Here is a 19,605-nt window from a genome sequence, read left to right as displayed (position 1 = left end):
TAAATATCTATTTATAGAGATTTAATTAAAAATATTAAGGTGGTTATAGCGTTGGGGATCCACCTCTTCCCATTCCGAACAGAGAAGTTAAGCCCAACCACGTCGATGGTACTGCCATTAGGTGGGAGAGTAGATAGCCGCCCTCTTTTGAAACACTCTGATTAGTGAAAACTAGTCAGAGTGTTTTCTTATATATATACTTTATTACACTCTTAATAATCTCTTCTGTTATTAGCCATTTTGGATTTATTTTCTTACTTTCGTTATAAACATTACGAATTATATAGAAATTCTTAACTATGAAAAATCTAGCTTTGTTATTTATTACTATCTTATTTACTTTCTTTTCTTGTAGCAATAGGTCTACTGCAGAAAAGAATGATCCATCACAAGCTGCCAATCGATTGGGCGAAACTCCTATAGTCCTAGCTTATGTTACTGCTTCGAGTGATATTATGCCAGATCCTAATCTAGTGACTCATATTAATTATGCTTTTGGCCGTGTATCAGACTCATTTAATAGTATTGTTATACAGAATGAAGATCGTTTAAAGGCAATTTCCGATATTAAAAAAGAACATTCTAAACTAAAAGTATTACTTTCTATCGGAGGATGGGGAAGTGGGCGATTTAGTGAAATGGCAGCCGATACACTTCTTCGTAGATCTTTTGTAAATGATTGCAAAAGGGTAATTGATCAATTTAATTTAGATGGAGTTGATCTTGATTGGGAATATCCAACAAGCAGTGCTGCCGATATTTCTTCATCACCCAATGATACAGAGAATTTTACTTCCTTAATGAAAGAAATCCGTGAGGTTATAGGTGAAGACAAGTTATTGACTTTGGCTAGTGCTTATTCTGCTCAATATTATGACTTTAAAGCAATTGATAAATACATAGATTTTGTTAATATAATGACCTATGATATGGGACGTCCTCCTTATCATAATGCACCTTTATCACGATCTGAACATACAAAACGTCTTTCTGTTGAAGAGTCGGTTGATGCTCATGTGGCAGCAGGGATGCCTTTAAATAAATTGACTTTAGGATTGCCATTCTATGGTCACGGTATTAAAGGCATTAATGATTTTGTTGATTATAAAGATATACCTTCACTTAAAGGATATACTGAGAAATGGGATTCTTTAGGACAAGTACCTTATTTAGTTGATGCAGAAGGGGATTTTGTTTACTCATACGATGACGCAAGATCACTAAAGCTAAAATGTGAATATCTTCTTAAGAAAGGTATGCTTGGTGCCATGTATTGGGAATATAGCTGTGATGATGCAGATGGAACTCTAAGAAAAGTAGTTTATAATACAGTTATGTCAAAATAAGGATACAAACTATAATAGACCTGGACTTAATAGTTCAGGTCTATATTCAAAATGCATGGTGTCATAATGATACCACTTTCCACCCCAAATAAATCCGTATTTTTCGAAAATATCTACAATTAATTGAGGTATTTGGTTCTTATACTTTAAATCGTGACTTTCATCTGTGCATCTGCAATCCCATTGCCAGTAATTTGAGTACTTTACATTAAGATCTATAGATGTACCAAAACTATGCGTACTTAACCTGCTGGTCCCTTTTATAATTCGCCAATTGAAAGTAGTAGCTCCCTGCAAATATTTTTGTAATTCGGGATGTTTATCTAACTCTTCAGAAACCTTCTGTAGTTGTAGATGAACATTATTGACTTTAGTAATCCTTATTTTGTTACCTACCAATTTGGGGCACCATGTTATTGTAACTAAGCTACTTTGTACTTCTTTAGAATCTTTTCCATACATGGCTTTCATAAATTCTTCATTCCTAACTCTTCCCGGATCACTGTTTTTAGATGGGATATAACCTTTCGATCTTTGTGGATAATTCTGTTTAAGCATATCAGAGATAGATGGCTTATTCAAAAGTTCCTCCCCTGATTTTATTATTTTGTCATCATATACAAATTGTTGCCCACCTTTTAATGTAATATATTTACCGTTGTACTTTATCTCAAAATCAGGATAAGCATCGATTAACTTTTTTACTCCATCAGGGTATTCCTGTGCAAATATTGCAGTATAAGATAAAAGTAACAAAAGTGTACATAAAAATCTCATTATAACAATTATTTAAAATCCTTCATTATATTACTGGGAGCACGTTGTGCTTCCAGTTCCTTTTTCATGAAGTCCATGTAGGGAGCTATATGTTTAAAGAACTTGTAATACCCATTACATAGATAATTTATTTCTTCGCCTGACTGGGTTTTCGATATCCGGTTTTTAGGACATTCCCCACGACAAGCAAATAGATATTTGCATTGCTTGCATTGGGAAGAAAGAGATTCTGATTTAGCCAATCCAAAATCGGTCTGTTGCTTCGAATACATCATCTCGGTCAAAGTCTTATCTTTTATGTTGCCTAACCTATATTGAGGATAAACGAAGTGATCACAAGAATATACGTCACCGTTAAATTCCATAACTCCTGCATGCCCACAATTCTTAGCAAAGATACAAATTCCGGGATTTACCCCAACCCAATTAGCTAGTGCTGAATCGAAATATTGAACGAAATATGTTCCGACATCTTTCTTTACCCATTCGTTGAAAATTGCAATAAGAAAATCACCCCACTTTTCAGGAGTAACACTCCATTCCGTAACATTACCTTTGCTGTCTCTTTCTACTACCGGAGAGAATTGGATATAATGAGAATCGATATTTTTAAAAAACTGATAGAACTCAAGAGGGTAATCAATATTAAAATCATTTACAACTCCCATTATATTGTATTCTACCTGATATTTCTTAAGAAGATTAATACCCCGTAGAACATGATCAAAAGTAGGACGCATATCCTTTGTTGTTCTGTATTTATCATGAAAGGCTTTAGTCCCATCAATAGATATACCGATAAGAAAGTTGTTTTCTTTAAAGAATTCACACCACTTATCGTTTAACAAGGTTCCGTTGGTTTGCAGAGTATTTGTTATCTGTTTGCCTCTGGCATATTTACGCTGCAACTCCAATGCTTTCTTGTAGAATGAAATGTCACGCATCAAAGGTTCGCCCCCATGCCATGTAAACAGTATAGGTTGCATGGTTTGTGCCTCGATATATTGAGATACGAATCTTTCCAGTAGATCATCGCTCATTATTGTTTTATTGCCTTTATCCGGATAAAGTTCTTTCTTCTCCAGATAATAGCAATAGGTGCATCCTAAATTACAAATAGCTCCTGTTGGTTTGAGCATTACATACAAAGGCTTTGCAAAAGGAGCATATGTTTTTGGTGACATATAGCCAAGTTTTTAGATAGTGATATTATTTGCGGTTGACATAGAAAGCTATATAAAAAGGCGTACGACCTCTCTTAGAATTCATCCACTTTTAGTTTCTTTCTATAATTATCAAGAGTGACTTGTAATTCTTCGGTTATTTTTTCGTATCCTTTTTTTCCATACAAATTATGTAATTCAGTAGGATCGTTTTTGAGATCGAACAGCTCGTTACAATTGATGTCCTCATCATTCCCTATTTCTCCCTTACCATAGAAGTGAATCAGCTTATATCTGTCTGTCCTTACTCCATCATGGCGACGTACATTGTGAATAGCAGGATAATCATAATAATGATAATATAAATCTTTTCTCCAGTCTTTAGGTGTTTTTCCACTAAAAAGTCCTTCAAGAGAAACTCCACTCATCTCACTCGGCTTTTCTATTCCTGCTAATGATAGATAAGTAGGTGCAAAATCTATATTTTGAACTAAGGCATCGGTTTTTATACCTCCTTTTATAGCTTTGGGGTAACGTATGATAAGTGGTGTTCGGAACGATTCTTCGTACATGAAACGTTTATCGAACCATCCATGTTCTCCCATATAAAAACCCTGATCGGAAGTATATACTATAATAGTATTATCCATTAAACGTTCTTTTTCCAGATAATCAATCAAACGCCCGACTTCATCATCAATTGATTTTATACAGCGAAGATAATCTTTCATATAACGCTGAAACTTCCAGTTGAGCAATTCATCACCTGAGAGGTTGCTGTTAATGAATTCCATATTCTTAGGATGATAAGCATTCTCCCAAGCTTCGCGCTGTGTAGGAGTCATTTGATCTATTGCTTGTTGCAAACCTCCGTCACTCCATTCTGTATTATAAGGAGCAGTATCTTTTAATTCATTTAGTTTAAGATCATAAATGAATGTCATCGTCTTGTCAATAGTCATATCCTGAGTACGGGCAGCAGAACAACGGCTCTCGTAATCATCATAGAATGTTTCGGGCTTTGGAAATTCTATATCCTCATACAAGTCGTAATATTTAGCTTCAGGCATCCAGTTTCTGTGTGGAGCTTTATGATGTACCAATAAAGCAAAGGGCTTGTTCTTATCCCGGTTTTCAATAAACTCTATCGAATGAGTTGTTATAAGATTGGTTGCATAGCCTTCCTCCCGCACATATTTACCATGAGAGTCTTTGGTCTTAAAACTGGGGTTGTAATAATCTCCCTGATCATTCAGAACGCAGTAATAATTGAATCCCTTTGGTTCGCATTGCATATGCCATTTACCTACAACTCCCGTTTGATATCCAGCTTGAGCAAGTAATTCCGAGAAGAAAGTTTTGGTTGTATCTATACCTGCTCCTAATTGGCGTTGTCCGTTTTGATGGCTGTATAAACCAGTCATAAGACATGCCCGGCTAGGGGTGGAAAGTGAATTTTCGACAAAGGCTTGCTGGAATAGCATCCCCTCATTAGCCAATCGGTCTAAATTAGGAGTAGGAGCCAACTTAGAGATAGGATGCCCGTATGCACTGATGGTTTGGAAAGAATGATCGTCCGTCATGATATGAATAATATTGGGACGTGACCGATCTTTGCTACTCTGTTCCTTTTGTCCATAACCATATGGGCTGAGTACTGATACTGGAATGATTACTAAACTAATCCTCTTGAAATTTGTCATGGAATATCAGGTATTTAGGTTAATTGGTATACTAAAATAATAAGAATAAATTGAATGATCAAGCAACAATGCAAAAGTTATGACTGTTTATGTTAATTAACAGTTAGCCAATATTAGGATACGAATAAAAGGTGACAAAAAGGTGACAAAAAAGTTACTCTGTTTGTTTATGTAAATCGTTTATAAATAGATGATTAATGTCAAAAAGGTTACAAAAGTGACAAAAGTTACACTCAAAATAGATTTTATGTTTTTCAATTTTTTTTATATTGATTATAGTCAGTATATTAGCTTGTTTTAGGGTGACAAAAGTGACAACTATCTGTATTCTTTTGTCTCCTTTTGTTACTTTTCTGTAACCTATATCAAAGAGCGCTTCAATGTATAGATAAACTATTGCTTAATGATGCACTTATTAAATTAAGTAACAGATAGTTTTTAATCTTGTATTTTAAAACTATAAATGTCAATTGTGATTATATACTTAGATAGACTATGAATAGCTCTGAGACCTTGGTGGATATTGCAAATGTTTCTCCCAAAAATAGGCATAGAAATTGGGTACTTCACTTTCTTTTATACCTGAAATTACCTCATGAATACTATAGTCAATTTCACAAAGAGTAGCATCTACTCTTTTCTGAATATCGTTTACTTCGCCTGTCTCATTAATAGTAAGTCTGAGATAGACAGCTCTTCCTCCGTTTTTTTCTTTGGTTCTACCTAACGAACCTGCATTTATAAACAATTTATCTTTACGGTCATGGGTTGAAATACTTCTAATGAACGAAAGGTGAGTGTGACCCGTTATTATTACATCCGAATTGGTTTCATCGAACATTTGAATCAATAAACTTTCGTCGTGATCTTCATAAATATATTCTTCATTACTACGAGGACTGCCATGTACCAGCAAGCACGAAAGATTATCATAATCCAACCGGATATCAGGAACCAGACCTGATAAAAATTGCTTATTATCGTGTCTGATAGTCTCTTTGGTATGATTAATTGTTTTTAAGCGAGCATCTTGTTCTTCAAGGCTATGCTTACTAAGTGCATGCACAGCATAGTCAAAAGCTATCCTTTCATCATGGTTTCCCATTATAGTGGGAATATTAAGTTCTTGAATCAGTTCAATAACTTCGTTATGCCAGGGTGCACCATCGGTAAGATCGCCCAAACAATATATCTGATCGGCTTTATACACTGTGTTAATATCCTTAAGAACTGCTTGTAATGCAGGCAGATTTCCATGAATATCACTTATAATTGCTATTTTTTGCATTATTGTTTTTTATTGTAATTATTATCTCAGTATATCCCAGATGGCTAGTACGTGACATACGCTTCCTCCTAAAACAAAGAGGTGAAATACCGAGTGCATATACTTTATCTTTTTGAATGAATAGAATATGGCTCCGATTATATAAGAGATACCTCCTGCTAAGAGCCAATATATTGAATCCAAAGAGCCGGTGGTTGATAATAATGTATCGACAAGAGGTTTTAACGCTATAAGAATAATAGATCCCATAAGTACATAACAGATGGTTTCTAATTTACTGCCTGTTTTATAATGAGCAAAGCTAAGCCCCGTACCCACTATGGCAACTATCCAGACAATTGAAAATACCAACCAACCCCAGATGCCTACTTCTCGCAATACAATTAAAGTAAAAGGAGTATAGGTTCCTGCAATGTGAAAATAAATAGCAGCATGATCGAATTTTCGGCAAAGAACCCGTCTGGTAGGATGGGTACAAGAATGATAGACGGTTGAAGTGACATAAGACATAAGCATACAAACAATATAGATGAAAACGCTGGCAACAGCCCATGTGTTTCCGGTTTGTATTGCTTGTTTAACAAGAAAAAATCCGGCGATAATTCCAAAAATAATCCCTAGTCCATGAGTCCAAGCATTGAGAAGCTCTTCCCTCTGCGAATATTGTTTATCAGTCATTACTTGATTTAAATTTTATTTTTCTTGATTCTTTCAAATTCAAATTTACAATATAAAATCATACTACGGTCTCTCTTTTGGTAGAATCTCTACATTTCGAAGAATATTCAAAATTGAAAATTTAATAATAAGTTATAAAATAGATTTATATAATAGAATATTTTAATAGTCTGTTTATTAGTCGAATATTGTTTGTGTAAAATCGTGAATGCATTATTTATGCATGCTTTTGACCTAATTTTTATAGGTAAGAAAGTTTCTAATTTAGTTCTTTGTGCTTGTAAGTTAGAGGAAGTATTTAATGCCGGATCATTTAATTATAACTATCATTTAATACTTGCACAAACTATAAATAGGTCATAGACCTTTGTTAACAAGTACGTTTATTAATTTAATACCAAAAATGAAAAATGAGTATGAGAAACCTTTTCTTGATACTGCTCCTTTTCTCTTTCTGTAGTTTTATAAAAGCTCAGGAGATAGACATAAAAGGAGTTGTAAAATCTGCAACAGACAATGAACCTCTGATAGGGGTCAGTGTAAAAGTGAAAAATGCAAGTATTGGGACTACTACAGATTTGGACGGTCAATTTACATTGAAAGCCAGCCCCGATGCTACTCTCGAATTTACTTATATCGGATTTAAAACTCAAAACATTCCGGTAAATGGTAAAAAGGAAATTAATATCTTAATGACAGACGATTCGCAAGTCTTGAATGAAGTAATTGCTGTAGGATATCGTACCGAACGCAAGGCAGACCTTACAGGTGCTGTATCGGTCGTGAAAGTAAATGATATGATGTCTGAGCCGGAAAATAACCCCATCAGAGCATTGCAGGGGAGAGTTGCTGGTATGGAAGTTACAGCAGACGGAAATCCGAGCGGATCGGCTACTGTACGTATTCGTGGTATAGGAACCTTGAATAATAATGACCCATTGTATATTATCGATGGAATTCCATCTCAGGCAGGTATGCACGAGTTGAACTCTCATGATATTGAAAGTATTCAGGTACTTCGTGATGCTTCGGCTGCCAGTATCTATGGGTCGAGAGCTGCAAACGGCGTAATTATTATAACTACAAAGAGAGGGAAAGCGGGAGTTCTCAAAATTGATTTTGATGCTTTTGTATCTGTAGCCAATTACAATACGAAAATAGATGTTCTCAATTCTCGTGAATATGCACAAGCCATGTGGCAGGCTTCTGTTAATTCGGGAATTGACCCCAATAGTAACAATTTAGGAATTGTATATAAAGACGGAATAGGTGCTCAAGGCAATAGAGTTTTAGAAAACGTCTATTTTCCTGAATACTTAGATAAAAACAGAACATTAAGAACTTCTAATACCGATTGGTTCGATCAGATAACAAAAACAGGGGTAGCACAATCTTATAACCTTGCAGTAAGTAACGGAACAGAAAAAGGCAGTTATTACTTCTCATTGGGACATTTTGGAAATGACGCATTGATAAAGTATACTGACTTTTCTCGATTTTCGGTACGTATGAATAGCGACTACAAACTGTATGGTGATATTCTTACCATTGGAGAAAATTTTACACTGAACAGAACTTCCGAAGTTGCTCAACCTGATAAAATAATAGAATCGGCTTTAATTGCTGTTCCTTTTATTCCGGTACATACAGCCGATGGAACAGGATGGGGAGGACCCATCACTGGATTGCCCGACCGACAAAATCCGGCTCGTTTGATTCACGATAATCAGAATAACAGATATCGTTACTGGCGTATGTTTGGTAATGCTTATGTGAATTTGCAACCTATCAAGAAATTAAATATCCGTTCGAGTTTCGGTTTAGATTATGGTAACTTCTATAAAAGAAGCCTTACACACAGTTATCAGTCGGGCTTTCTTGAAAGTGATAGAACCGCTTCGTTGATGGAACAAGCACATTGGACTAAATGGACTTGGAGTAATACCGCTACTTATGACTTCGAAGTAGGAAAGAACCGTTTCGAAACACTGGTTGGTATGGAGATGTTCAACCAAGAGGATATAAACTTTTCAGCTAAAAGAGAAGGTTTTGCCGTTGAAACACCTGATTATATGTGGCCTGATCTGGGTACAGGATTAAGTGAAGGTACAGGTATATCTACTGGATATTCGCTGATGTCTTTCTTCGGTAAAATAAACTATGCTTATGATGATAAATATCTGGCATCGGTTACAGTTCGTCGTGATGGTTCGTCTCGTTTTGGAAAGAATAACAGATGGGGAACATTCCCTGCATTCAATTTAGGATGGAGAATAAGTCAGGAAGCTTTTATGGCTTCAACCAGCGATTACTTATCTGACCTGAAATTGCGTTTCGGTTGGGGACAAAATGGTAATCAGGACATAAACAATACAGCGATATATGATATTTATGTAACCGATTATGGTAAAGGAAACCCTACATGGGATTCGGTTTGGGGAACAGCCTACGATCTGAATGGAAAAGGAGCAGGGTTATTGCCCTCTGGATTTAAACGTTCGCAATTATCAAATCCCGATTTGAAATGGGAAACTACCACTCAAACAAATATTGGTCTCGATTTCGGGTTTTTTGGTCAGGCACTTTATGGTTCGGCTGAATACTATTGGAAAAGTACCAAAGACATTCTCTATTCTCCCGGCTACGCAGCTATAAAAGGCGAAGGAGCTAACAAATGGTACAATGGAGCCAGCATGGAAAACAAAGGTTTTGAGTTCACAGTTGGATATAGAGGTAAAATCGGTTCGACAGGTGTAACATATGATGTGTCGGGAAATATATCAACCAATAAAAACCAAGTGACTTTTTTACCTGAATCCGTTAAAAATTCCTACGGTGGAAATGGAAAATGGGATAATATTTTAGGTCGTCCGTTAGGATCTTTTTACGGGTATGTGGCTGATGGTATCTTCAAAAGCCAAGAAGATTTAGATAAACATGCTCAACAAGATGGAAAAGGTTTAGGTCGTATCCGTTATCGTGATATAAACAACGATGGTGTTATAAATGACGATGACCGTACTTGGATAGGTGATCCATTCCCCGATTTTGCATACGGATTGAATCTGAACTTTGCATATAAGAATTTCGACTTCATTATATTTCTTCAAGGAATACATAATGTGGATGTTATAAATACCGTGAAATATGCAACCGATTTCTGGAGTGTTTCCGATACACGATCCAATAAAGGTACACGCTTGTTGGATGCATGGGATCCTATAACCAACCCGAATTCAAATATCCCTCGTTTATCCTATACCGATACAAATAATGAGGCACGTATGTCTACTTACTTTGTAGAGAATGGTTCTTATCTGAAACTCAGAAACGTGCAAGTAGGATATACATTACCTAAGCATATTATTCAGAAAATAAGATTAAGCCGATTGCGTACGTATGTAAGTGCTCAAAATCTACTGACTATCAAAAGTAAAAGCTTTACAGGCGTAGATCCTGAAAATCCGGCATGGGGATATCCTATTCCGATGACATTTACTTTCGGGCTTAATGTTTCATTTTAATCCAACAGTACAACACAATGAAAAAGATAAAATATATAGCTGTACTCTTTGCAGCAATGGTTATGGCTTCGAGCTGTGACTTCTTGAATGACGATCCTCAGGGAATATTGAGCGATGAGCAGGTAAAAGGTCCCGATCAGGTAGAAGGATTGGTTACAGCAGCTTATTCTTCATTAGGAAACGATCACTATGATAAGCCATTCAGTTTATGGCCTTACGGTAATGTTCGTTCGGATGATGCTTATAAAGGAGGAAATGACGAAAATGACATCAGTGCATTCCATTTCTATGAAATAGCTCAAAATATAAAGACCGATTTTGGTGAAGCCGATGGGCTTTGGTTTTATTCTTATAAAGCAATTTCGAGAACAAATACCGCTTTGAGTGTACTGAAAACGGTATCGACAAATGATGTTCCATTGAGAGATACCCGTATGGGTGAAATGTATTTTTTGAGAGGTCATTTTTACTTTATACTTAAAACAGTATTCGGGCATATTCCTTTTGTAGACGAAGACTTGCCGATTGATGACTATGATAAAGTAGATAACAAACTTTCTAATGACGAACAATGGGCTTGGATTGTAAGCGACTTTCAGAAAGCATATGATTTGCTTCCCGAAAAGCAAGATCAGCTTGGACGTGCCAATAAAATAGCAGCGGCAGCTTATCTGGCAAAAGCAAACTTATATAGAGCTTACAGACAAGATGAAAGAAATAATTTAACTGAAATAAACCGTGCCGATTTAGAGGAAGTTCTTAAATACACAGAGAAAGTTCTTAACTCGGGATATGGTTTAGAATATGATTTTGCATATAACTTCTTACCGGGAGCATATCAAAATGGTAAAGAATCGTTATTTGCAGTACAGTATTCAATTGATGACGGAACTATGTTCGGTCGGTTAAATTGGGGCGATGTATTATCAGTACCTATGGGGGTTGGCTGTTGTGATTTTCACAAACCGAGTCAAAACTTGGTGAATGCTTATAAAACAGATAAAACAGGATTACCTATGTTCGATTCGTTCGATAATACGAATTATGATTCGAAAGCAAACACTGTTGATCCACGTTTATTCCATACTGTCGCTATGCCCGGATTCCCTTATAAATACAATAAAGAATTGATTTATGAAGAAGGATGGAACCGTAATCCTACCGTATATGGATATTATGCATCTCTGAAAGAAAACGTTGATCCTTCGTGTGATTGCTTTGTGAATGTTGCCCCATTCTACGGAAACTCTAAAAACAGAATTATTATCCGTTATGCAGATGCTATTTTAATGCGTGCCGAAGCTTTAATAGAATTAGGACGTCATAATGAAGCCTTACCGCTTATCAATCAAATAAGAGAAAGAGCACAACGCAGTACCGACATGATTGATTATGCTCCTAAATTGGGCGTCTCACTTTATCAACCGGGAGTTAACTGTACATGGTCGAACGATTTTGCCCGTCAAGCTTTGCGTTGGGAACGTCGCCTTGAGTTTGCTATGGAAGGTAGCCGTTTCTTCGACTTGGTTCGTTGGGGTATTGCCGATCAGGTGATAAATGCCTACTTCAAAACAGAATCGTCAAGACGGTCATTCTTGAGAAGTGGAAACTTTACAAAAAGCAAGAATGAATATATTCCGATCCCTCAACAGCAAATCAATTTTGTAAACGGAATCTACAAACAAAACTATGGCTGGTAAGGTCAAGGTCACAGACCTTCTTTATTACTTTGGTTTGTAAAGTAACTAAAGGCTATTATAGCCATGAAAACTAAAAAATAAGGATACAATGAAAAAAAGAATAAATAAAATATTGCCTTTTATCTTTTCCCTGATTTTTTGCTTGGGATTCATTGCTTGCAGCGATGATGACCGTCAAAATCTCGATTTGTCGGGAGGCGTAAGAATATTATCTTTCTCAATAAACGGGACAGATGGAACTATCAGTGATGAGAATGGAACTGTACAGATACTATTGCCTTTGGGAACTGATCTGACAAAGTTAACACCGCAGATTACATTATCGGATCGGGCAGTTATAAATCCGGCAGGCAATGAAGCGATGGATTTATCGAAAGCTACAAAATTCAGAGTAACAAACGGTAATCTGTATAAAGATTATATGGTGGTAGCTTCTCATATCAAGGGTGAGATATTGAGTTTCAGCATCGGTAAATACAAAGGAACGATTGATAATGATAAGAGAACTGTTCATGTAAGATATCCAAAAACAGAGGATGTAACAAAACTAACTCCTGAATTTACAATTACAAATGGAGCTACTGTAACACCTGCACAAGGAGCAACGGTTGATTTTACAAAACCTGTGACTTATACAATATCCTACATGAATGAAACTTTTCCTTATGTGGTTACTGTAGAAAAAGCAGACATAAAACCGATTGCATTTTTAGGAGTAGCAAACAATGCTTCGTCAATAGAAAATATGGATGAAAAAGCAGCTTATAATTGGTTTGCAGCCAATGTGCCCGATTTTGAGTATGTCTCTTTCAATGATATTAAAAACGGTAAAAACTTAGACGGTTTCGCAGCTATTTGGTGGCATTCTGATGGTACTACACAAACCTTGCCGGCGGTAGCTTTAGAGCCGACCATAGTTACAAGCCTTAAAACATATTATCAAAAGGGAGGTTCATTCTTTTTCTCTTCATGGGCTGTTCAGTATGTTGCAACACTGGGTATAACTAAAGACGGAAAAGCCGTAAATAATATGTGGGGTGAAGGTAACAATGCTACACCGATAGGCGACGACTGGGGGTTATGTTTCACCGGAAAAGAATCTCATCCGATATTTGCAGGATTAAAGAAACCTATAGGTGTAAATAACAAAGTATACCTATTGGGTAAGGGTGTAAAAGCGAGAGGTCATAATGCGATCTGGAATTTCGAATGGGGCGATTATGCAAATAATATTCCTCTATGGACTACTAAGAATGGAGCGATCAATTTAGCTAGCTATCATTGGGATGATCAACTTAAAGGACGGTCTGTAATGTTCGAATATCCTAAAGTAGGTACTTCGGGAATAGCAATCTGTATTGGAGTTGAATCTTATGACTGGTACAACGAAGATGGTTCTATCGTAAATCCTTATAAAGGAAATATAGAAACACTGACCTCTAATATTTTCAACTATCTATTGAAGTGAGTATTATAAAAAGTAAACCAAATGGGTCTATGACCTTAACTATTCAAGTTTTATAAAACCATGAAAATCAGAAATAAATTTTTAAGTATGTCCTTATGCCTGATAGGCTTGACAGGATGCAATAATAATATGGATTATGTAAGTAACGACCCCAGATCGGCAGAAGCCGGAGCTCCTACTTGCTACGATGTGAATGATTTGTATTCAACCTATTCGGCATTCTTTAAACCCGCAAAAGGGTGGGTGGGAGACCCTATGCCTTTTTATGAAAATGGAAAATTCCATATCTTTTATCTTCACGATGTAAGAGACGGTTCGCCTACTTTCCACCCGTGGTATAAGGCAACTACAGAGAATTTTTCATCATTCACGGATAATGGCGAAATGATTCCTACGGGAACAATTGAGCAACAAGATCGTGCATTGGGTACCGGAAGTGTATTTAAACATAACGGAGTATATTATGGTTTCTATACAGGACATAATGGAGATCTAGATCCCCATGAAAAAATTATGTTGGCTACATCTACCGATTTGAATACGTGGACTAAGGACCCGTCCTTCCATTTGGCTGCCTCAGATGGATATGATCGTAATGAATTTCGTGATCCGTTAATCATAAAAGATGAAGCTTCGGGAACTTTCAGAATGCTAATTAGTACACGTGCCGATTATAAGGGTTCATGGAGAGCGGTTATCGCTCAATATACTTCTACCGATTTAAGAAACTGGAAACTGATAGAACCATTTTATGATGATCCAAACACTTTTATGTTGGAATGTCCCGATGTGTTTACAATGGGTGATTATCAATACTTTATTTATTCGAATATTGATGATCGTAAAGTACATTATCAATTCAGAAAAGGAACAACAGGCGCATGGACAATTCCTTCAAACAGTGCTTTGGATGGAATAGCATTTTATGCAGGTAAAACGGCTTCAGACGGAACGGATCGATATATAACAGCATGGTGCCCGACAAGAGAAAACCATAGAGATTATACCAATTTCAATTGGGCAGGCTCGTTAATTACTCACAAGCTTATTCAAAATGGCGATGGAACAATAGCAATGACTTATCCTCATGGCTTAAATGATAAATTGGTTAATAGTCAGAACTTAAATAGGACTAGTTCGGTTAATACTAACATAGAATCTAATTCATTTACATTAAAAGCTTCGAGCGAACAAGCTGTTTCAGTTTTTGACAGACAAGAAGGTACTTACAAGATATCTTCTAAAGTAAAGGCAACAACATCCAATAGCTTTGGTTTCGAATTCGGATCGTGCGGTAATCGTAGAGAAGTCTATACCATTGTGTTTGATTTGGAGCAACATCAATTAAGATTAGAAAGACGGGTTTTTGGCGAAGATCCTTTGCGTATCGATAACGTAAAACTAAATGTGCCGGATAACAAAGAATTTGATGTAACTATCATGGTCGAAAATTCTATTTGTGTAGTATACGTAAATCATCAAACAGCATTTACAAACCGTATCTATAAAATGAATTGGAATCCATGGGGTATATTCTCTGATAATGGAGAAGTAACATTCTCGAATCTGAACTTATCAAAATAAGGTAGTAGAACATATATATAGAAATTATGAACATATATTTTAAATCAATTTTTTGTTTAGGGCTTCTTTCTTTAATCGGTTGCTCAGCAAAATCTGATATTGTAATTGAAGATTTTGAAAGCGATTCGTATAAGAATTGGACCGTTGAGGGCGAAGCCTTTGGTACAAGTCCCTCAGAAGGAAGCCTTCCGGGACAGCAGGACGTAAAAGGTTTCGAAGGAAAGCGTTTAGCAAACAGCTATCACGGTGGCGATGATTCGCGAGGTACTCTTATTTCTCCCGAGTTTACAATCGAACGCGACTATATTAATTACCTGATAGGTGGTGGTATGCATGCCGATATTTATATAGAATTATTGGTCGAAGGTAAAAGTGTATACGTATCCAGATCGATTGTCGAAACCGAATCATTACTTTGGATGACGTGGGATGTAAAAAACTATAAAGGAAAGAAAGCCGTTATAAAGATTGTCGACAATCAAAGAGGCGGTTGGGGACATATTCTTGTAGACCAGATAGAAATGAGTAACACTCCCAAAAGTAATATTATGGTAGACCATCGACTATCATTCAAGATAGATAAAAAATACCTGCTTGTACCCATTGAAGATAGAGGGCCCGAGTCGCAAATTTATTTGGAACAAGATGGTAAAGCAGTAAGTCCTCTTTTGAGCATACGTGTTGCACAAACAAAGATCGACTATTGGGTGCCTATAAATGTAGAACAATATAAAGGGCAAGATTTAACACTCTTATTCGCTCATGTAAAAAATAGTGATATAGGGTATTCTCAAATAAAGCAATCAGATACTTTTGATTTCGATTATAATGAGAAATACCGTCCGCTTTATCACTTTTCACCTCAATACGGCTGGACTAATGATCCTAACGGAATGGTGTATCACAATGGCGAATACCATCTGTACTTTCAACACAATCCATACGGATCGATGTGGGGAAATATGAACTGGGGGCATACAGTTAGTAAAGATTTGAAGAAATGGGAATATCTGCCTGTGGCTATAGCTCCCGATTCATTGGGTACAATATTTTCAGGAAGTGCGGTAATTGATAAAAACAATACGGCAGGATTCGGAAAAGACGCCATGGTAGCTATTTATACCTCGGCAGGACGTATTCAAACACAAAGTATTGCTTATAGCTTGGATAATGGACGTACATTCACAAAATACGATAAAAATCCTGTATTGTCGGATCTTAATTTTGTCGATTTCCGTGATCCAAAAGTGTTCTGGCATCAAAGCACAAACCAATGGGTGATGTCATTGGCAACTACACAGACTATTACTTTTTACGGTTCAAAAAATCTGAAAGAGTGGAGTAAACTAAGTGAGTTTGGCGAAGGTATAGGCGATCATGGCGGAGTATGGGAATGTCCTGATTTATTTCCGCTTACCTATAATGGACAGACGAAATGGGTATTATTTGTAAGTATCAATCCCGGAGGACCTAATGGAGGCAGTGCAACACAGTATTTTATCGGAGATTTTGATGGTAAAACCTTTAAAGCAGATAATTTACCATATCCTCTTTGGTTGGATTATGGACGCGATAATTATGCAGGCGTTACTTGGTCTGATGCTCCTGATAATAGGCGTGTATTTATTGGATGGATGAGTAACTGGGATTATACCAATCATGTGCCTACGGTTAATTTCCGCAATGCGATGACCATTCCTCGTGAGCTGACTATTGTTAATAACGGAAAGCATCTGGTTGTAGCTAACGCTCCTGTTAAAGAGATTGCCGAATTGAGAAGAGCTACAGAAAAAGTATCAGATTTCACTGTGGATAAAACTTATACAATTGACCGATTATTGAAAGATAATCAGGGAGCTTATGAAATAGAAATGACGATTAAGCCAACTGCTAATTTCAATTTTAAACTGGTGAATAAGAAAGGCGAAAATCTTAAATTTACTTTCGATTTAGCAAAAGGAAATTTACTGGTAGACAGATCCAACAGTGGATTGTCCGATTTCAGTAAAAATTTTGCATCTGCTGAAATAAAAGCTCCTTTGGTGAAAAAAGATACGTATAAAATAAGACTGCTTATTGATAAGGCTTCGTCCGAATTGTTTATAAACGATGGTGAGCTGGTACAGACAAATACCATGTTTCCGTCAGAGCCTTATAATTCGTTGGTTTTTGAATCAGAAGGAAATGTTACAGTAGAGAATATCAACATCTATGAATTAAAATAAGATGAAAGAAAAAAGTATATATATTAAGTTACTCCCTCTTATGCTGGCATTCTTTGCCATGGGATTTGTTGATCTGGTAGGAATTGCCACGAACTATGTTAAAGCAGATTTCTCGCTGTCAGAAACAGAGGCAAATATATTTCCGTCAATGGTATTCTTTTGGTTCCTGATATTTTCGGTTCCAACAGGAATGCTGATGAATAAAATCGGGAGACGCAAAACGGTTATAATCAGTTTAGCTGTAACATCGTTGGCATTATTGCTGCCTTTTGTCAGCTATTCTTATACTTCTATGCTTGTTTCGTTCTCCTTATTAGGAATTGGAAACACGTTGATGCAGGTTTCATTAAACCCCTTATTATCCAATATCGTGAGTGGTGATAAGTTGGCAAGTACACTTACTTTCGGTCAGTTTGTAAAAGCAATAGCATCGTTTCTGGCTCCTATTATTGCAGCATGGGCGGCAGCATCGTTAGGCGACTGGAAGTTTTTGTTCCCTATCTTTATGGTAGTAGCTATATTAGCGACTTTACTGTTAAGCATGACATCCGTATCGGAAACAGATGAGGAGGGCGAAAGTTCTACATTTGCCCAATGTTTTGCTCTGTTAGGCAACAAGGTTATACTCTTATCTTTCATCGGGATTATGTGCCATGTGGGAATAGACGTGGGTACTAATGTAACAGCTCCTAAAATATTAATGGAGCGTTTCGGGATGACTCTAGATGCAGCAGGGTATGCTACCAGTGTTTATTTTCTTTTTCGTACTATCGGGTGTTTCACGGGAGCTTTTGTATTGGCTCGTTTCTCTGCCAAGAAATTCTTTATGATGAGTGTTGCTTTAATGGTTTTGGCGATTATTGGATTATTTATGTTCCATAACCTCACAATGATCTATATTTGTATAGCACTTATCGGTTTGGGTAATTCGAATATATTCCCAATCATTCTTTCTCAGGCTCTTTTATATATGCCTGATAAGAAAAATGAAGTGTCGGGGCTTATGATTATGGGACTTTTCGGTGGAACTGTTTTCCCTTTATTGATGGGATTAATGACCGATTTACTATCTTCACAAACAGGAGCTTTATTGATATTAGCTGTTGGTATATTCTATTTGGTTTTGATGTCATTTAAATTGAAAGAAAAAGCCTAAGGTAGAGGCGAACCTATGTGTTCGCCCTATTATTCGCGATTTGCAGTAAATAAAAAGATAACAATAAATAAAAATAAAACATGAAAAATACAGTAGTAGGATTAGGCGAAATCCTTTGGGATGTATTTCCCGAAAGAAAAGTTCTGGGGGGTGCCCCTGCCAACTTTGCTTATCATGCTTCGCAGTTTGGCTTTAATGGCTATGCTGTAAGTGCAATTGGAGATGATCTGTTAGGCAAAGAAATTCTAACCAGTCTCGAAGAAAAAGGATTGAATTATTTATTAGAGAAGACCGATTATCCGACAGGAACTGTTCAGGTGACATTAAATAAAGCAGGCGTTCCTCAATATGAAATTTGTGAGAATGTAGCCTGGGATAATATTCCCTTTACTGCACGCACCGAGAATCTAGCAAAAAGCACACAAACAGTATGTTTTGGTTCTTTGGCTCAACGAAACAGCGTATCTCGTGAGACAATCCGTAAGTTTATAGCTGCAATGCCCGAAGATAGTCTGAAGATATTCGATATTAATCTGCGTCTCAATTTTTATTCAAAAGAGATTATACACGAATCTTTGGAGATGTCGAATATGATGAAGATCAATGACGAAGAAGTTATCAAAGTAGCTAATCTCTATGGTTGGAAAGGTGATGAGCAGGAAATCTGCGGCAGACTTCTTGAAGATTATAAGCTAGATATACTAGTACTCACAAAAGGAACGGATGGTAGCTTTGTATTCACTCCCCGTCAGACTTCTTATCAGCCCACACCTAAAGTGCATGTAGCAGATACGGTTGGAGCAGGAGATTCTTTTACAGCGGCCTTTGTTGCTGCTTATCTGCATGGCGAACGTATCGAAGACGCACATCAACTGGCTGTTGAGGTATCGGCTTATGTTTGCTTGCAACACGGTGCTATGCCTAAGTTGGCAGACTCTTATTTGGAATTGTTCAGAAAATAACCTTTCTATATATTTTAAAGCACTATAGCCA

Annotated in this window: 13 protein-coding genes and 1 rRNA gene; 9 read left to right on the top strand and 5 right to left on the bottom strand. The window is 36.6% G+C overall.

The window, feature by feature from the left end:
* The first annotated feature begins 35 nt into the window (after window positions 1–35).
* Both rrf and G7051_RS18030 read left to right on the top strand, forming a co-directional pair.
* Window positions 36–146 (top strand): 5S ribosomal RNA (gene rrf / locus G7051_RS18035).
* A 153-nt stretch (window positions 147–299) separates the two neighbouring features.
* Window positions 300–1,346, top strand: coding sequence for a glycoside hydrolase family 18 protein (locus G7051_RS18030; RefSeq protein ID WP_166202549.1), 1,047 nt, complete (start codon window positions 300–302; stop codon window positions 1,344–1,346).
* Between the two features lie 9 nt (window positions 1,347–1,355).
* Here G7051_RS18030 and G7051_RS18025 read toward each other — a convergent pair whose 3' ends face one another.
* The 5 genes from G7051_RS18025 to G7051_RS18005 form a co-directional block, all read right to left on the bottom strand.
* Window positions 1,356–2,123, bottom strand: a complete 768-nt coding sequence (locus G7051_RS18025) for a M15 family metallopeptidase (RefSeq protein ID WP_166202547.1) — start codon at window positions 2,121–2,123, stop codon at window positions 1,356–1,358.
* An 8-nt stretch (window positions 2,124–2,131) separates the two neighbouring features.
* Complete coding sequence (locus G7051_RS18020; RefSeq protein ID WP_166202545.1) at window positions 2,132–3,307, bottom strand: anaerobic sulfatase-maturation protein; 1,176 nt, start codon at window positions 3,305–3,307, stop codon at window positions 2,132–2,134.
* A 74-nt stretch (window positions 3,308–3,381) separates the two neighbouring features.
* Entirely contained in the window at window positions 3,382–4,989 is a 1,608-nt protein-coding gene (locus G7051_RS18015) for a sulfatase (RefSeq protein WP_166202543.1), read from the bottom strand.
* 493 nt (window positions 4,990–5,482) lie between these two features.
* Window positions 5,483–6,277, bottom strand: a complete 795-nt coding sequence (locus G7051_RS18010; protein ID WP_166202541.1) for a metallophosphoesterase — start codon at window positions 6,275–6,277, stop codon at window positions 5,483–5,485.
* Between the two features lie 21 nt (window positions 6,278–6,298).
* Window positions 6,299–6,955, bottom strand: coding sequence for a hemolysin III family protein (locus tag G7051_RS18005; RefSeq protein WP_166202539.1), 657 nt, complete (start codon window positions 6,953–6,955; stop codon window positions 6,299–6,301).
* Window positions 6,956–7,371: 416 nt separating this feature from the next.
* On the opposite strand from G7051_RS18005, the gene G7051_RS18000 reads away from it, so the two are divergent.
* The 7 genes from G7051_RS18000 (at window position 7,372) to G7051_RS17970 (ending at window position 19,574) form a co-directional block, all read left to right on the top strand.
* Window positions 7,372–10,479 carry a TonB-dependent receptor gene (locus tag G7051_RS18000; RefSeq protein ID WP_221412919.1) on the top strand — a complete coding sequence of 1,036 codons (3,108 nt, stop codon included), beginning with the start codon at window positions 7,372–7,374 and terminating at the stop codon, window positions 10,477–10,479.
* 17 nt (window positions 10,480–10,496) lie between these two features.
* Window positions 10,497–12,179, top strand: coding sequence for a RagB/SusD family nutrient uptake outer membrane protein (locus G7051_RS17995; protein WP_166202535.1), 1,683 nt, complete (start codon window positions 10,497–10,499; stop codon window positions 12,177–12,179).
* Window positions 12,180–12,267: 88 nt separating this feature from the next.
* Window positions 12,268–13,647: a DUF4960 domain-containing protein gene (locus tag G7051_RS17990; protein ID WP_166202533.1), complete on the top strand. Its 1,380-nt coding sequence runs from the start codon at window positions 12,268–12,270 to the stop codon at window positions 13,645–13,647.
* Between the two features lie 60 nt (window positions 13,648–13,707).
* Complete coding sequence (locus G7051_RS17985) at window positions 13,708–15,231, top strand: glycoside hydrolase family 32 protein (protein WP_221412918.1); 1,524 nt, start codon at window positions 13,708–13,710, stop codon at window positions 15,229–15,231.
* Window positions 15,232–15,257: 26 nt separating this feature from the next.
* Entirely contained in the window at window positions 15,258–17,456 is a 2,199-nt protein-coding gene (locus G7051_RS17980; RefSeq protein WP_166202531.1) for a GH32 C-terminal domain-containing protein, read from the top strand.
* Between the two features lies 1 nt (window position 17,457).
* On the top strand, window positions 17,458–18,612 hold the full coding sequence (locus G7051_RS17975; protein ID WP_166202529.1) for an MFS transporter: 1,155 nt from the start codon (window positions 17,458–17,460) through the stop codon (window positions 18,610–18,612).
* Between the two features lie 80 nt (window positions 18,613–18,692).
* Complete coding sequence (locus G7051_RS17970; RefSeq protein ID WP_166117504.1) at window positions 18,693–19,574, top strand: carbohydrate kinase; 882 nt, start codon at window positions 18,693–18,695, stop codon at window positions 19,572–19,574.
* The last annotated feature ends 31 nt before the right edge of the window (window positions 19,575–19,605 follow it).

Source organism: Dysgonomonas sp. HDW5B (assembly GCF_011299335.1).
Taxonomy (GTDB): domain Bacteria; phylum Bacteroidota; class Bacteroidia; order Bacteroidales; family Dysgonomonadaceae; genus Dysgonomonas_A.
This window is presented reverse-complemented; position numbering and strand designations above follow the sequence as displayed.